The organism is Nocardioides sp. PD653-B2 (genome assembly GCF_002117935.1).
Lineage (GTDB): Bacteria > Actinomycetota > Actinomycetes > Propionibacteriales > Nocardioidaceae > Nocardioides.
The window spans coordinates 1-14,128 of sequence record NZ_BDJE01000063.1; the positions used below are offsets into that span (position 1 = coordinate 1).

At 73.1% G+C, this 14,128-nt stretch carries 14 protein-coding genes; 11 read left to right on the plus strand and 3 right to left on the minus strand.

All coding sequences use genetic code 11. The features are described 5' to 3' along the window. Positions 1-358 precede the first annotated feature (358 nt). The 9 genes from PD653B2_RS22650 (at position 359) to PD653B2_RS22690 (ending at position 7,550) form a co-directional block, all read left to right on the plus strand. Entirely contained in the window at positions 359-1,258 is a 900-nt protein-coding gene (locus PD653B2_RS22650; protein WP_085874690.1) for a hypothetical protein, read from the plus strand. Positions 1,259-1,330: 72 nt separating this feature from the next. Further along, positions 1,331-2,059, plus strand: a complete 729-nt coding sequence (locus tag PD653B2_RS22655; RefSeq protein ID WP_085874691.1) for a DUF4129 domain-containing protein — start codon at positions 1,331-1,333, stop codon at positions 2,057-2,059. Beyond that, positions 2,056-2,535 (plus strand): hypothetical protein, encoded by a 480-nt coding sequence (locus tag PD653B2_RS22660; RefSeq protein WP_085874692.1) that lies wholly within the window; start codon positions 2,056-2,058, stop codon positions 2,533-2,535. Before PD653B2_RS22655 ends, PD653B2_RS22660 begins: the two co-directional genes overlap by 4 nt. 5 nt (positions 2,536-2,540) lie before the next feature. Further along, positions 2,541-3,518 (plus strand): AAA family ATPase, encoded by a 978-nt coding sequence (locus PD653B2_RS22665; RefSeq protein WP_085874720.1) that lies wholly within the window; start codon positions 2,541-2,543, stop codon positions 3,516-3,518. Continuing rightward, positions 3,515-4,849, plus strand: a complete 1,335-nt coding sequence (locus tag PD653B2_RS22670) for a DUF58 domain-containing protein (RefSeq protein ID WP_085874693.1) — start codon at positions 3,515-3,517, stop codon at positions 4,847-4,849. The genes PD653B2_RS22665 and PD653B2_RS22670 overlap by 4 nt, the downstream gene beginning before the upstream one ends. Further along, entirely contained in the window at positions 4,846-5,367 is a 522-nt protein-coding gene (locus tag PD653B2_RS22675; protein WP_085874694.1) for a hypothetical protein, read from the plus strand. The genes PD653B2_RS22670 and PD653B2_RS22675 overlap by 4 nt, the downstream gene beginning before the upstream one ends. Before the next feature lie 2 nt (positions 5,368-5,369). After that, positions 5,370-5,702, plus strand: a complete 333-nt coding sequence (locus PD653B2_RS22680) for an MGMT family protein (RefSeq protein ID WP_414689177.1) — start codon at positions 5,370-5,372, stop codon at positions 5,700-5,702. A 61-nt stretch (positions 5,703-5,763) separates the two neighbouring features. Continuing rightward, entirely contained in the window at positions 5,764-6,741 is a 978-nt protein-coding gene (locus tag PD653B2_RS22685; protein WP_085874721.1) for an ATP-binding cassette domain-containing protein, read from the plus strand. Further along, positions 6,741-7,550, plus strand: a complete 810-nt coding sequence (locus PD653B2_RS22690; protein ID WP_085874696.1) for an ABC transporter permease — start codon at positions 6,741-6,743, stop codon at positions 7,548-7,550. Before PD653B2_RS22685 ends, PD653B2_RS22690 begins: the two co-directional genes overlap by 1 nt. A 10-nt stretch (positions 7,551-7,560) precedes the next feature. Here PD653B2_RS22690 and PD653B2_RS22695 read toward each other — a convergent pair whose 3' ends face one another. The 3 genes from PD653B2_RS22695 to PD653B2_RS22705 are packed head-to-tail and all read right to left on the minus strand — an operon-like array spanning position 7,561 to position 11,122. Further along, a complete protein-coding gene (locus PD653B2_RS22695) occupies positions 7,561-8,973 on the minus strand; it encodes a DUF1116 domain-containing protein (protein ID WP_085874697.1) in 1,413 nt (470 codons plus the stop codon). After that, complete coding sequence (locus PD653B2_RS22700) at positions 8,970-10,385, minus strand: FdrA family protein (protein ID WP_085874698.1); 1,416 nt, start codon at positions 10,383-10,385, stop codon at positions 8,970-8,972. The genes PD653B2_RS22695 and PD653B2_RS22700 overlap by 4 nt, the downstream gene beginning before the upstream one ends. Next, positions 10,382-11,122, minus strand: a complete 741-nt coding sequence (locus PD653B2_RS22705) for a DUF2877 domain-containing protein (protein ID WP_165763586.1) — start codon at positions 11,120-11,122, stop codon at positions 10,382-10,384. The genes PD653B2_RS22700 and PD653B2_RS22705 overlap by 4 nt, the downstream gene beginning before the upstream one ends. A gap of 78 nt (positions 11,123-11,200) precedes the next feature. Here PD653B2_RS22705 and PD653B2_RS22710 point away from each other — a divergent pair, with 78 nt between their 5' ends. Next, on the plus strand, positions 11,201-12,502 hold the full coding sequence (locus PD653B2_RS22710) for a PucR family transcriptional regulator (RefSeq protein ID WP_207559503.1): 1,302 nt from the start codon (positions 11,201-11,203) through the stop codon (positions 12,500-12,502). Between the two features lie 142 nt (positions 12,503-12,644). Further along, entirely contained in the window at positions 12,645-14,111 is a 1,467-nt protein-coding gene (locus PD653B2_RS22715; protein WP_089504053.1) for a uracil-xanthine permease family protein, read from the plus strand. Positions 14,112-14,128 lie beyond the last annotated feature (17 nt).

The window sequence follows — 14,128 nt, forward strand, 5'->3', positions numbered from 1 at the left end:
GACCAGCGGGGCTGGTCAGGTGGCCGCGCGACCGACGGAGGAGGTCGCGACCGGCGTATCGAGATCTCCCCGAGTGGTCTCGATACGCTCGCTGGCGCTCGCTACTCGACCAGCGGGGCTGGTCAGGTGGGCGACCCGCGTATCGAGATCTCCCCGGGTGGTCTCGATACGCTCGCTGGCGCTCGCTACTCGACCAGCGGCTGGTCGGGTGACCCCGCGACCGGCGTATCGAGACCGCGAATCTGGTCAGAAATGACTACCGAGGCGTAACCCGTTCGGGCCAGGGCTCGTTGGGACCCCGTCCAGAGCAACCGCGGTCGGTCTCCACGACGCCGCCTTTCGGGAGGGTGACCACCCTATGCGCTTCTCTTCGACCTCGACCTCGACCTCGACGGCGCGCCGCGCCGCCCTCGGCGCCGCCGCGCTGATGAGCACCGGCATCCTCGCCGCCGCCTTCGCGACCGCCACCCCCGCCAGCGCCGCGCCCACGTGGGCGCCGGCCGGCACGGCCAAGATCCACCCCGGCACGATGATGTACACCGAGGGCGCCCAGTGCACGGCGAACTTCGTCTACACCGACGCGGCCGCCAACGTGTACGTCGGCTACGCGGCGCACTGCGCCGGCCTCGGCGCGGCGACCGACACCAACGGCTGCGAGGCCGAGTCGCTCCCGCTGGGCACCAAGGTGACCTTCAACGAGGGCGGCAGCCTGGTCGACGAGGGCACCCAGGTGGGCTCGGGCACCTTGGTGTACTCGTCCTGGCTGACGGAGAAGGAGCTCGGCACGACCGACGAGAACACCTGCGCCTACAACGACCTCGCGCTGGTCCAGGTCGACGCCGCCGACGTCTCCCAGGTCAACCCCTCGATCCCGTTCTGGGGCGGTCCCACCGGCATCGACACCGACGGCACCGCCGCCGGCGACCGGGTCTACACCTACGGCAACTCCAGCCTCCGCGCCGGCATCGAGCAGCTCTCGCCCCACACCGGCGTCAGCCTCGGCGACTCCGCCTCCGACGGTGGCTGGTCGCACCCGCTCTACACCGTGTCGCCGGGCATCCCCGGCGACTCCGGCTCCGCGTTCGTGAGTGCCGACGGCAAGGCGATCGGCGTCCTCTCGACCCTGGGCCTGGCTCCGCTGCCGCTCTCGAACAACATCGGTGACCTGGCCAAGGAGCTGGCCTTCGCGCAGCAGCACTCGGGCATCTCCGGCCTGCAGCTGGTCAACGGCACCGAGCCTTTCTCTCCCATCCTCTGAGCCCGACCTCGACGGCCCCGTCCTCTGGACGGGGCCGTCGTCGTCTCGGCGCGACGGCGGTAGGTTGCCCAAATGACCCCTCGGCGTGCCGGAACCCTGGCCGTGGGATCGGTGGTGGTGCTCGCACTCCTCGTCGTCCTGCTGGTGGCCTGGGCCGCCACCATCGGCCCGAGCGGCGTCCTGCGCGGCACCGGTCCCGACCGGGTCCAGGCGCCGACCGCGACCGAGTCCACCAGCGAGGCCCCGCGCGAGGACCCCGAGGTCCCGACCCCGCCCGAGGAGGGCACAGCGTCCACCGCGTCGTGGGTCAAGACCCTGGCGTTCCTCGTCAACCTCGCCGCCGCGATCGCGCTGGTCGCCTTCGTGCTGCTCGCCGGTCGCAGCGGGGTGCGCCGCTGGCAGCTGCGGCGCTTCAACCGTCGCCGCGTCTCCGAGACCGACTCCGTGGACTTCGGCGTGATCGAGCCACCCGTCCGCGTAGCGCGCGAGATGCTCGCCGACGCCCAGGAGCAGCGCCGGACCCTCCTCGAGGGCAGTCCCCGCAACGCGGTGGTCGCCTGCTGGCACCGCTTCGAGACCCAGGGCGGGGCCGCCGGGGTCGAGCGTCGCCCCTGGGAGACGTCCTCGGAGTACACGCTGCGGATGCTCGACCTCGTCGACGCCTACGAGCCCGCGGTGTCGCGGCTCGGGGCGCTCTACCGCGAGGCCCGCTTCTCCGAGCACGAGCTGACCGAGGCCGACCGGCAGGACGCCATCGAGGCCCTCGACACGATCCACCGCACGATCGGGGTCCGCGGGTGAGGCCGCACCGGTGGGTCTGGCGCGCACTCGGGGGGCTGGTCGCCTTCGGCCTGCTCGAGGGCGCGCTGGTGCTGGCCGACACCGACCCGGACGCGGTGCGCCTCGCGCTGCTCGTCGCGGTCTGCGTCGTGGTCCTCGGCATGGTGCGCGACGCGCTCCCCGAAGGGACCCCGTCGTGGGAGGTCGTCGTCGAGCGGCCGAGCGTCCGCAGCTCCGGTGACCCGCGGCTGAGCCGCTACGTCAACGTGCTCGAGGCGCACCTGTCGGCCCGCGCGCACGCGCACGACACCACGCTGCGCGACCGGCTCGGCGCCCTCGCCGACCAGGTGCTGCGCCAGCGGTACGGCGTGGGCCGTGACGACCCGCGCGGCGTCGAGCTGCTCGGCCCCGACCTGGTGGCCGTGCTGACCGGACCCGCTCGTCGACTCGGACCGACCGAGATCGACCGTTGCCTGACCAGGATCGAGGAGCTGTGACCACCATGCCCGACCACCACCTCACCGTGCCCGGGGCCGCCGACCTGGCGGCCCGGGTGATCGACGAGGTCGAGAAGGCCGTCGTCGGCAAGCGGGACGCCCTCATGCAGGTGCTCGCCGCGGTCCTCGCCAAGGGGCACGTGCTGCTCGAGGACTATCCCGGCCTGGGCAAGACCCTGGCTGCGCGGTCCTTCGCGCAGGCCCTCGGGCTCGACTTCACCCGGGCCCAGTTCACCCCTGACCTGCTCCCGGCCGACCTGACCGGGTCGTTCGTCTACGACCAGCGGCGCGGCGAGTTCGAGTTCCGCCCCGGGCCGCTGTTCACCGGCCTGCTCCTGGCCGACGAGATCAACCGGACGCCCCCCAAGACGCAGTCCGCGCTGCTCGAGGCGATGCAGGAGCGCCAGATCACCGTCGAGGGCCAGACCTTCCCGCTGCCCGCGCCGTTCCACGTCCTCGCGACCGCCAACCCGATCGAGTACGAAGGCACCTACCCGCTGCCGGAGGCCCAGCTCGACCGGTTCCTGCTGCGGGTGAGCTTCGGCTACCCCACGGCGGCCGAGGAGTACGACGTGCTCGCCCGCCGGATGGAGCGCCGCCGGGAGGAGGTCGTGCTGGAGCAGGTCACCGACGGTGCCGGCCTGCTGGCGATGCAGGAGGCGGTCGAGACCGTGACGGTCGACCCGAGCGTCGGGCGCTACTGCGTGGACCTGGTCGCCGCGACCCGCTCCCACCACGACGTCCTCACCGGCGCGTCGCCGCGCGGCTCGCTGGGCCTGGTCCTCGCCGCCCGCGCCTTCGCGCTGATGCGGCGCCGCGACTACGTCGTGCCCGAGGACGTGAAGGCGGTGGCGCGCTCCGTGCTCTCGCACCGGATCACCGTCAGGCCCGAGCTCTGGATGACCGACGTGACCGGGCGCCGCGTCGTCGACGACGTGCTCGCCCAGGTGCCCACGCCGGCGACGCTCGACGTCCACCGATGACCCCCGCTCCCAGCAACCGGGTCCTCACCGCCACCTCCCACTGGCGACCGACCGCGGCGCTCGGCCGGGCCCTCGTCGTCGGCAGCATCGCGCTCGCCGTCGCGCTGGTCGTCGGCGACCCCTCGCTCGTCGTCATCGCCGCGCCGTTCGTCCTGCTGGTCGCGCTCAGCCTGGTCCACCGCCCGACCCGCGAGCCGCGGCTCGACTCCCACCTCGACCACGTCGTCCTCCACGAGGGCCAGGGCACGACCGCGCGCCTCGCGATGGCCGACGTGGACGACGTCGAGTTCGTGACCCGGGTCGCCGGGCGTCCGCCGTACGTCGCGCTCCGGCCGTCCGGCGGCTACGTCGGCCGGCTGCTCGCGGAGGGGGTGCCCGACGTCGAGATCAGCCCGCGGCGATGGGGCCGCCGGTTCCTGGGCGAGGAGTACGTCGCGCTCTACACGCCGTGGGCGGGCTTCCGCTACGGGCCGATCGCCCTCGGCGGACAGCAGGTGCGGGTGCTGCCGGTCACGGCGCCGTACGACTCCCGGGCCGAGGTCCCGCAACCGCTCGGGCTGGTCGGCGCGCACCGGTCGCGGCGACCGGGCAGCGGCACCGAGCTGGCCGGGATCCGGTCCTTCCAGGCGGGCGACCGGCTGCGCCGGATCAACTGGCGCGTCTCGCTGCGCACCGGCGCCCTGCACGTGGTGACCACGCGGGCCGAGGAGGACACCGGCGTCCTGCTGGTCGTCGACGCGCTCGCCGACCACGGCTCCTCCGGCGGGATCGACGGTGCCGCCAGCAGCCTCGACCTGACCGTCCGGGCGGCCGCGGCGATCGCCGAGCACCACGTCCGCACCGGCGACCGCGTGGCGCTGCGAGTGGTCGGCCGGGGTGGCGAGCAGGTCGGGTACGGCGCCGGCGCGCGACACCTGCGGATGATCCAGGACCGGCTGGCGACGATCCAGGTCGGCGAGGTCGCCGAGGGCGCCGGAGCCGACGACGGGGTGCTCCGGCTCGGTGTGACCGGCGGCGCCGTCGTGATCGTGATGTCGCCGATGCTGGCGGAGTCGATCGGCACCGTCGCCGCCACCCTCACCCGGCGCGGCGTGACCGTGCTGGTGATCGACACGCTGCCGCCCGACGCCCGGCCGCCCGGTCTCGACGGGGTCGACCCGGGGCTGGTGGACCTGGCCTGGCGGATGCGGCGCATCGAGCGCTCGGTGGTGCTCGACCGGCTCGCGATGCTCGGCTGCCCCGTGGTCGCGTGGCGCGGGCCGGGCACCGTCGACGACGTGATGCGCCGGCTGGCCCGGCGTGCCCAGCAACCCCGGGTGGTGGTCCGGTGATCCCGCTGGTGGCCGCGATGCCGACCTCGCAGCTGGTGCTCCGGGCACTGGTCCTGCTCGGGCCGGTGGTCGCGCTGCTCGCGACCGGTCCCGCCGGACACTGGCCGCCGTGGTGGGCGGTCGTGGCGGTGCTCGGCCTGGCCGGGGCGTTCGCGGCGATGCCGGACTCACCGGTGGGTGCGGGGCTGCTCCTGGTCGTCCTGGTCTGGTGGACGATCGCGCTGGGCGACGACATCCAGCCCGCGGCGATGGTCGCGGCCGCGGCCCTGCTGGTGGCGCACCTCGCCGCCCAGGTGGCGTCCTACGGGCCGGCCACGCAGCCCGTCGCGGTCGCCACCCTGCGCCTGTGGGGCCTGCGGGCCGTCGTCCTGCTGGCGACCGTCCCGGCGACCTGGGCCGCTGCGCGGCTGCTGCGCGGTCAGCCCGAGCCGGCGGGCGTCTGGATCCTCGCCACGACCGCGGCCGTGGCGGCGACCGTGGCCGCCACCGTCACCCTCGGCGACCGCCGCGAGGCGTGAGCGTGGACGTCGAGGAGTACGTCGAGCGGGTGCTGCAGTGCGTCGAGTCGGTGCCGCGGGGCCGGGTCACGACGTACGGCGCGATCGCGGAGGTCGTCGGCGAGGTCATGGGCGGCGGCGGGCCCCGGCAGGTCGGCTCGATCATGGCGTCGTACGGCGGACCGGTGCCGTGGTGGCGGGTGGTGCGTGCCGACGGCTCGCTCCCGCCGAGCCACCAGGACGAGGCGCGGCAGTGCTACCTCGAGGAGGGCACGCCGCTGCGGCCGTCTGGCAACGTGGACATCACGAAGGCCTTCTGGAGACCGATGAGTCGAGGCCGCGACGCAGGTCGGTAGTGGACCGTCGGTGGCCTGCGTCAGAGTGGTGGCCACCGTCACACCGACCGAGGAGTGCGACATGCCACCCGCGATCCGGGCCGAGCGCCTGGTGAAGAAGTACGGCGAGGTGACGGCCCTCGACGGCCTCGACCTCGAGGTCGAGGAGGGCACCGTCATGGGCCTGCTCGGTCCCAACGGGGCGGGCAAGACCACCACCGTCCGGGTCCTGACCACGCTGCTCGAGCCCGACAGCGGTCACGCCGAGGTCGCGGGCGTCGACGTGCTGCGCCGGCCCCAGGAGCTCCGGCGGCGGATCGGGGTCTCGGGTCAGTACGCCGCGGTCGACGAGCATCTGACCGGTCTCGAGAACCTCGTCATGGTGGGCCGGCTCTACCACCTCGGCGCGGCGGCCAGCCGGGCGCGGGCGCGGGAGCTGCTCGAGCAGTTCGACCTCACCGCGGCGGCCGACCGGCAGGTCAAGGGCTACTCCGGTGGCATGCGCCGCCGCCTCGACCTGGCCGGAGCGCTGGTCGCCCGGCCGCCGGTGCTCTTCCTCGACGAGCCCACCACCGGCCTCGACCCACGCGGCCGGGTCGGCATGTGGGACGTCATCGAGGACCTGGTCCGCGGCGGCACCACCCTGCTGCTCACGACGCAGTACCTCGAGGAGGCCGACCGGCTCGCCGACCGGATCGTGGTCATCGACCACGGCCGGGTGATCGCCCTCGGCACCGCCGACGAGCTGAAGTCGCACGTCGGCGGTGAGCGGATCGAGATCGTCCTCCACGACGCCGCCCAGCTCGCGACCGCGCGGGAGCAGGCCGTGGGCCTGGGCATCGGGGAGTCCACCGCCGACGAGCGCGACCGGAGGCTGACGATCCCGGTCGACGGCGGGTCCGACGACCTGGTCGAGCTCCTCCACCGGCTCGGCCGTGCCGGGGTCGGCATCAGCGAGGCGGGCCTGCGACGCCCGACGCTGGACGACGTGTTCCTGGCGCTGACCGGGCACGTCGCGGCCGAGGCGGAGACGGTCGACGACGAGGACGGGGCAGCGTGATGAGCGCGATCAGGGAGGCGGTGAGCGACTCCTGGGTGATCACCGGGCGCAACCTGCGCAAGATCAGGCGGGTGCCCGACCTGCTGGTCTTCACGATCCTGTCGCCGATCATGTTCGTGCTGCTGTTCGCCTACGTCTTCGGCAACGCGATCGGCAGCCAGGACACCGGCGTCGACTACCAGGAGTTCCTGATCGCGGGGATCTTCGCCCAGACGGTGGTGTTCGGTGCGACGTTCACCGGCTACAGCCTCGCCGAGGACCTGCAGAAGGGGATCATCGACCGGTTCCGCTCACTGCCGATGTCGCCGTCGTCGGTGGTCGTGGGTCGCACGGTCTCCGACATCGGCATCAACGTGATCAGCCTGGCCGTGATGGCGCTGACCGGGCTGGTGGTCGGCTGGCGGATCCGCTCCTCGGTGCTCGAGGCGATCGGGGGCTTCCTGCTCCTGCTCGCCTTCTCGTTCGCGATCTCGTGGATCATGGCGTCGGTGGGGCTGCTGGTGCGGGCGCCCGAGGTGGTCAACAACGCGTCGTTCATCGTCATCTTCCCGCTGACCTTCATCGCCAACACGTTCGTGTCGATCAGCAACCTGCCCGGCCCGCTGGCGACCTTCGCCAACTGGAACCCCGTCTCCTCGGTCACCCAGGCCGCTCGCGAGCTCTTCGGCAACACCGATCCGCGCGCGCCGGCCCCCGACGTGTGGTCGCTGCAGCACCCGGTGCTCTACACGCTGATCTGGGTGGGGATCATCCTGACGGTGTTCGTCCCGCTCTCGATCCGGCTCTACCAGCGCGCGGCGAGCAGGTAGCGGGGACGCGTCAGCGGGCCGCTCGCTCGCGGGCGAGCTCGGCCAGTCGGGCCAGCGCCTTCGGGAAGATCTCGGCGGGCGGGGTGACCAGCCCGGCGCCGACCTGACCGACGCCCGCCTGCTTGCCGGCCATGCCGGTGTTGATCTGGGGCAGGATGCCGGTCCGGCACACGCGGGTGACGTCGATGCCCGACGGCACGCCCTGGAACTCCAGCACCGGTACGGTCCAGCGCGGGTTCTCGCCCAGCGTGATCTCGTGCATCCGCCGGGTGGTGGCCAGCGCGTCGGGCACCGAGCCGCCGACCAGGCGCACGATCGCGGGAGCGGTCGCCATCGCGAAGCCGCCGATGCCGGCGGTCTCGGTGATCGCCGAGTCGCCGATGTCGGGGTTGGCGTCGTCGGGCCCGTAGTCGCCGAGGAAGAGTCCGTCGGCGAGCTGGGCGGGGCCGGTGAACCACTCGTCGCCGGTGCCCGCGGTCTGGATGCCGAAGTCGGTGCCGTTGCGGGCCATCGCGACCACCATCGTCGAGCCCTCGGTGCCGCGGGCCGCGTCGAGCGCGAGCTTGCAGGCCGGCATCGCGAGGTTGAGGAAGAAGTGGTCGTTGCCGCCGACGAACCGCAGCGACTCGGCGACGTCCGCGCTGCCGGTCCCGGACGTCACCATGGCGGGGGAGAGGTCGCGCAGCAGCATCAGGGTGCCGGCCCGGTTGCGGTTGTGGGCCTCGTCGCCCATCTGGAGCATCTGGGTGAGGATGCCGGTGACGTCGACGGGACCCTGCCCCGAGTCCCGCACAGCCCGCACGGCCTTCTGGAGCAGCGGGCCGAGCACGTCGCGCATCCACCGGAGCCGGGTCAGCACCTCGGGTCCGTAGGCGCCGTACCGCAGCACCTTGCCGAGGCCCTCGTTGAGGGAGCAGAAGGTACGCCGACCGGTGGCGGCGTCCTCGAGCACGAACATCCACATGCTCGGCGTGACGACGCCGGCCATCGGACCGACCGTCGAGCGGTGGTGGCACGGCTCGAGGGACACGCTCGTGCCCGACTCGAAGAGCGCGGCCGCGTCCTCCGGGTCGTCGACGAGACCCTCCAGAGCGGCGCCGCCCATCAGCGCGCCGCGCAGCGGGCCGGACGCCCGCTCCCAGGCGATCGGCGGGCCGGCGTGCAGGAACTGGCCGGGCTCGAGTCCCAGCAGCTCGGACGCCGGGGCGACGTCGACGAGCGTCGCGGTCACCTCGAGCATCGCGGCGAGGGCCCGTTCGTTGGCCGTACGGCGCAGCGGGTCGGCGGCCAGCGTCGCGAGGTCGGCGTCGGTGCCGTCCATGGGCGGGCGCCAGTCGACGCGGGTGACGGCGACGGCCTGGTCGGCGATCGCGTCGGCGAAGAGGTCGGCGCCGACGTTCACGACGGTCGCGGGGGTGGTCACCGGGCAGCTCCGATCAGCTCGATCGCGCGGCGGGTGGCACGCGCGTTGGACAGGTGCACCTCGGCGCCCGCGTCGGCGAGGGCGTGCACCTGACGGGCCAGGTCCTGCGGGTCGGCCTCGGTGCCGACGACGGCCACGACCACCGGCTGCGAGACCGCCGCGATCGCCGGCGCCAGCAGGGCGGACGGGTCGGGCTCGGCGCCGTGGCCGAGCACCACGTCGAGCAGGATCACCGCGGTCTCGGGGTCGGCCGCCGCCCGGGCCAGGTGGTCGAGCCGCAGCGACGGGTCGATCATCGGGTGCGCGCGCCCGGTCGTGTAGGCGTCGTCGCCGAAGTCGACGAACGTGTGGCCCGCGCTCCCGACCGAGGCAGCGCCGAGCGCGTCGGTCGCGATCAGCTTCGCCTCGCTGGCGAGCGTGCCGCCGACGAAGAGCCCACGCAGGAACCGCCCGCCGCCGCGCTCGGCCGTCGAGCCGGACACCGGCCAGTCCGGTACGTCGCGGCCGAGCCGCCGCAGCACGGCCTCGGTGCCGGCGGTCAGGTCCGGCTTCCCGGGCCCGAGCAGCACGAGCTCGACCGGGGTGCCGAGCGACCCGGCGTACTCCCGGATCTCGGCGGCGACGTCGTCGGCCGGCGGCTTGGAGACGAGCACGATCAGCTCGACCGCGGCGTCCTCGTCGAGACGGCGCAGGGCCTCGCGGGTCGACAGCCCCCGGACCTCGGCCGACAGGTCACGGCCGCCGACCCCGAGCGCGGAGGAGACGCCGACGCCGGCGTGGTCGAGCAGGGCGAGCAGCTGCTGGCAGCCGGTGCCGGACGCGGCGACGATGCCGACCGGTCCCGGCGAGACGGTGTTGGCGAAGCCGAGGCCGAGCCCTCCGACGACCGCCGTACCGCAGTCGGGGCCCATCACCAGCAGTCCACGCTCCGCCGCGGCCCGCTTGAGGACGATCTCCTGGTCGAGGGGCACGTTGTCGCTGAAGACCATCACGTCGTGGCCGGCCTCGACGGCGTCCATCGCCTCCACCAGGGCGTTCGCACCCGGCACCGAGACCAGCGCGAGCCCGTCGGGGACCCGGCGGAAGGCGCTCGCGGTGGTGCGCGGGGGTGCGACCTCGGTGGGTCCGTCGTCGCGGCGGTTCGCATCACGCAGCGCCGCGTCGACCCCGGCCAGGGCGACGTCGAGGGCGTCGGCGTCAGCGAGGCGGAGGGCGACGACCATGTCGTTCGCACCGGCCTGGGCCGGCACCGCGAAGCCCATCTCGGTGAGGACCTCGATGTTGAGCGCGGTCGCCATCGCGACCTGGGCCGCGAGCACCCCGTCGAGGCCCTGCACCGCCCGGCTGACCTGGAGCAGGGTGACCGAGTCGGCGTAGGCGCCCGGCCGGAGCTCGACGTGGTTGGTCGTCATGCGGCGACTCCTTGGAGTGCGGTGAGGGCGAGGCGGGCGCCGTACAGCATCCCGCCGCCGGACGTGTGGCCGACCGCGGCGAGCGCGGCGGCGCGGGCGGGCTCGGCGACGCTGCCGAGGGAGGCGACGTACGCCGCGAACTCCGCGATGACCTCGCCGTGGATCGCGCAGTCGAGGAGGGTCGCGGACAGGAGCGTGGTGCGGTCGAGGCAGGAGCGGACGGCGGCGTCGATCTCGGGGGTGTCGACGCCGGCGGCGCGGTGCACGGCGAGCCAGCCGCAGACGATGTCGTCGCCGAGCGGGGTGAGCCCGTCGCCGCGGCCGACCACGCGTACCACGTCGCCCGTGCCGAGCCGCGCGGGCACCGGACCGACGAGCTCGGTCACCGCGGCCGGGGGGATGGCCTGGGCGGCGACCGAGCCCGCCGTGTCCGGGAGGGGCGGGACGCTGACGTCCACGATCCTGCCGATCTCGAGGGCCGTGCCGTCGAGATGCAGGACTCCGCTTCGAAGGTACGCCCGATCGCCCCGGATCTGGCCGAGATCGGGAGAACTCAGCCGAAGACCGCACGGGACGGCGGTGGCCGCCGCGCCCAGGACGCCGACGCAGCGGCGCTCGGACGGACCCGCGACCTCGACGTACACGGCGTGCCGGCCGCGGTGCAGGATCCGCGCCGGTCCGTCCGCCGCGTCGCGGAGCTGCGCCCGCACTCGCGGGGGCGCACTGACGGGGATCACCTTCCCGACGTTATCGGGGGCGATTACGGTTTGCCGATGTGAGGTTGTGCCAACGCAGGCGTCAGGGGAGTGCAAGTCTTGATAAGCGGTGACCGGGAAGAGCTCGCCAGCGCGGCGCTGGCGCGGATCGACGCGCTGCACACCGGGCTGACCCAGATCGTGCTCGAGGGCGGCAACCTCGACGGCATCGCGGCCGAGGTCGCCCGGGTCCTCGGGGTGGGCGTGGCCTTCACCTCCACCGACGGCCGTGAGCGCGCCTCCGCGCTGCCCGACGACCTGCGCGCCGCCCTCGCCGACCACGACCTGGTCGACCCGACCGGTCGGCTGCGGGTCGAGCGGATGGGCACGGACGGCGTCGCCGTCGACGGCGGCGAGGCGCGCACGCTGCGGGTCGCGGCCGGCGGCGCCGACCTGGCCCGGCTGGTCTGCCTGCGTCCCGCCGAGCCGCTGACCTCCGACGACGTGCACGCCCTCGAGCGGGCCGCCGCGGTCGCGGCCCTGCTGATCACCCGCGAGGAGGCCGTCACCGCGGTCGAGAACAAGTACCAGGGCGACTTCCTGCGCGACCTGCTGCTGCGCCGCGGTGGCCTGGCCCAGGACCCGGCCTACGTCGCCGAGCACGCCGACACCTTCGGCTGGGACCTGCGCCGCCCGGTCGTCGTCGTGGCCGCCGAGCTGGACCCGGCCGTCGGCGAGGAACCCGCCTCCAGCCTCCAGCGGCGCCAGTGGCAGGAGCGGTTCTCCGCGGCCTGGCGCCAGGTGAGCACCACGCTCCAGGCCGGCATCCCGAGCGTGGACTTCTCCTCCGAGGTCGTCACCCTGCTGCCGCTGGCCGAGGCCAGGGAAGGGCAGAGCGCCGAACCGGTCGCCGGCCACGGCGTCGTCCGGCGTGCCGTCACCGCGGTCGCCGGCGACAAGGGCGGCGGCCGCCGGCAGTTCTCGGTCGGCGTCAGCCGGGTCGCGCGCTCGCTCGACGAGCTGCCCGCGGCGTACGCCCAGGCCCGCCGAGCGGTCGAGGTCGGTCGCCGGGTGCACGGTGCCGGGTCGACGACGTTCTTCGACCAGCTCGGCCTGCACCGGCTGATCGCGCTGATCCCCGACAGCGGCCCGGACGGGGGAGAGCTGCGCTCGTTCGTCGCCGACGTCCTCGGCCCGCTCGCGGAGACCACGACCGAGGCCGCCGACCTGCGCGAGACCCTGCAGGTCCTGCTCGACACGAACTTCAACGTCGCCGAGGCAGCGCGCCTGCAGTTCTTCCACTACAACACGATGCGCTACCGGGTCGCCAAGCTCGAACGGCTGCTCGGCCCGCTGTCCACCGACCCCCACCTGCGCCTCGACGTCGCGGTGGCCCTGAGGGTCCTCGAGATCGCGCCCTAGACGGTTCCGGACGGCTGCGCCACGCACAACAGGTGCCAGCCGATACGGCGTTCCTTCGGCATTTGTCGCCGTCGTGGGTGTGTCATGTGGATCACTAGTTTTGACGGAACTCGGGCCTGTCACACAGCGAAAGGGTCCTGTCATGTCGATGTTCAAGTGGGAAGTAGTCGATCCCAAACCCGGTGAGGCCGTAGCGCCGAACCAGCGGCTCGCATGGGGGAAGACGGTGGGCCTCGGTGCCCAGCACGTGGTGGCGATGTTCGGGGCGACGTTCGTCTTCCCGATCGTCATGGGTCTCAACGCCAACCTCGCCATCATGATGAGCGGTATCGCGACGATCTGCTTCCTGCTGATCGTGAAGGGCAAGGTCCCGAGCTACCTCGGTACGTCGGCGTCCTTCGTCGGTGGTGCCACGGCGATCTACACCTACACCGGTGACAGCGGCCCGGGCGGGCCGGCCGACGTGACCGGCGCGATCCTGGTGGCCGGCGTCGTGCTCGCGATCGTCGGCGTCATCATCCACGTCCTCGGCGCCGGCGCGGTCAACGCCGTCCTGCCGCCGGTCGTCACCGGCGCGGTCGTGATGCTGATCGGCTTCAACCTGGCGCCGGTCGCGACCGGCACCTACATGCCGTCCGACCCGTGGATGGCGATCATCACGATGACCGCGGTCATCGTGATGGCCGTCGGCCTGCGTGGGTTCTTCGGCCGGATCGCGATCTTCCTCGGCCTCATCTTCGGATATGTCCTGTCGTGGATCTTCGACCTGATCTTCGGCAAGACGTCGCTCCCGCTGCCGGGCAACCCGGAACCCGGCCCGCACCACCGGGTCGACTGGGACCAGATCAAGGGCGCCGACTGGTTCGGCTTCCCGAAGCACACCGCTGACGGCCTCGTCGGCAACCAGACGATCGCGGGCAACCTCGGCGCCGTCGGGTGGCACGGCCCGGCCTTCTCGGTCACCTTCGCGCTGCTGGTGCTGCCTGCCGTGATCGCGCTGGTCGCCGAGAACGTCGGCCACGTCAAGGCCGTCTCCGAGATGACGAAGACCGACCTCGACCCCTACATGGGTCGCGCGGTCGCCGCCGACGGTGTCGGCACGGTCATCGCCAGCGCGGTGGGTGGCTCGCCGACCACGACGTACGCCGAGAACATCGGTGTCATGGCCGCGACGAGGGTCTACTCGACTGCCGCCTACTTCGTGGCCGCGATCGTCGCGGTCCTGCTCGGTCTGGTGCCCAAGTTCGGCGCGATCGTCAACGCGACGCCGCCCGCCGTGCTCGGCGGCATCACGCTGGTGCTCTACGGGATGATCGGCCTGCTCGGTGCCAAGATCTGGAAGGAGAACAACGTGAACTTCGCCAACCCGGTGAACCTCGTGCCGATCGGCGCGGGCATCATCTTGGCGATCGGCAACGCCGACCTGAAGTTCACCGATGACTTCCACCTCACCGGCATCGCGCTCGGCACCCTCGTGGTCGTGCTCGGCTACCACCTCGCGCGGATCATCGGGCCGAAGGGCGTGGACGACGAGGGCGCAGTGATCGCCGTCGGCCACACCGGCGCTCACACCGAGGACCACGCGGCGCCGCACGACCACAAGCACTGACCGTCCCGACAGCAAGG

Coding starts and splice junctions, on each gene's coding strand:
- PD653B2_RS22650 (WP_085874690.1), top strand. CDS start 359: ATGCGCTTCTCTTCGACCTCGACCTCGACCTCGACGGCGCGCCGCGCC.
- PD653B2_RS22655 (WP_085874691.1), top strand. CDS start 1,331: ATGACCCCTCGGCGTGCCGGAACCCTGGCCGTGGGATCGGTGGTGGTG.
- PD653B2_RS22665 (WP_085874720.1), top strand. CDS start 2,541: ATGCCCGACCACCACCTCACCGTGCCCGGGGCCGCCGACCTGGCGGCC.
- PD653B2_RS22670 (WP_085874693.1), top strand. CDS start 3,515: ATGACCCCCGCTCCCAGCAACCGGGTCCTCACCGCCACCTCCCACTGG.
- PD653B2_RS22685 (WP_085874721.1), top strand. CDS start 5,764: ATGCCACCCGCGATCCGGGCCGAGCGCCTGGTGAAGAAGTACGGCGAG.
- PD653B2_RS22690 (WP_085874696.1), top strand. CDS start 6,741: ATGAGCGCGATCAGGGAGGCGGTGAGCGACTCCTGGGTGATCACCGGG.
- PD653B2_RS22700 (WP_085874698.1), bottom strand. CDS start 10,385: ATGACGACCAACCACGTCGAGCTCCGGCCGGGCGCCTACGCCGACTCG.
- PD653B2_RS22715 (WP_089504053.1), top strand. CDS start 12,645: ATGTCGATGTTCAAGTGGGAAGTAGTCGATCCCAAACCCGGTGAGGCC.